Below are 973 nucleotides of genomic sequence, written 5' to 3' on the forward strand. Positions count from 1 at the left end.
GATACCGTCACCGATGATCACGTACGAATCGCTCATAGCCGGCCGTTCGGATTCATGGTTAATGTGGGTTGTCATCCGCGTCCGGGGGCGTGAGAACGGGCGACACGACCCGCGAAAACGCGAACGAAGGCGCCGTTCGCGGTGGTACCGCGATCCGTTTCAGCATACTTCGAGGTGGAGCCTCCGGCCTCAAGGAGCGACCGAAGGGAGCGAGTAGGTCGGGGAGGAAACCGACATGATACCGTCATTACCACGTTCTACACGTGGCTAACTCTCCTCCAAAAACAGTACTATAATGAATACTTAGCGTAACATCTGAATTACGGATAGAGGTACGTCGCACGGTCCCCGTCAAACTCGACGTGGCCGACGGCGACCCCGCCCTCCTCCACGAAACCATCTCCGAGTTCCTGTGGGCCGCCAACTACGTCGTTGACCACGCCTGGCGAGGTGAGTACAAGACGACGAGCAAAGCCCAACTCCAGCGTGAAACCTACGACGACGTGCGGGCCGAAACGAGGCTCCAAGCGAATCTCGTCCAGAACGCTCGCAACAAGGCCGCCGACGCCGTCCAGAGCGTTGTCGCACGCTGGAAACAGGGTGACTACGCGGGAAAGCCGCGCTTCTCCGCCCCGACGCTCGTCTACGACATGCGATGTGCGACGTTCAACGACGACCACGCGACGCTTTCGACCGTCGAGGGACGTATCACCGCCAGATATGTTCTCCCCGACGAGGATCGCGAGACGCCTCATTCGGAGTATCTGTTCAACGACGACTACGAGGTGACGGGCGCAGAACTACACTACCGCGACGGCGAGTTCTACCTTCACGTCCGCACAAAGGCGGACGCGGAGTTCGAGACTGCCGACGACGGCAACGACGGGCACAACACAGTCCTCGGCGTTGACCTCGGCATCGAAAACGTCGCCGTCACGTCAACAGGCACGTTCTGGAACGGGGCAGAGCTGAA

General features: G+C 59.9%; 1 pseudogene. It reads left to right on the forward strand.

The annotated features are described in order from the left end of the window. Window positions 1–326: 326 nt before the first annotated feature. Window positions 327–973, forward strand: a pseudogene (locus tag EXE44_RS21555) (RNA-guided endonuclease TnpB family protein); the annotation flags it as partial.

The sequence above is a fragment of the Halorubrum sp. SS7 genome, assembly GCF_005435055.1.
Lineage (GTDB): Archaea > Halobacteriota > Halobacteria > Halobacteriales > Haloferacaceae > Halorubrum > Halorubrum salinarum.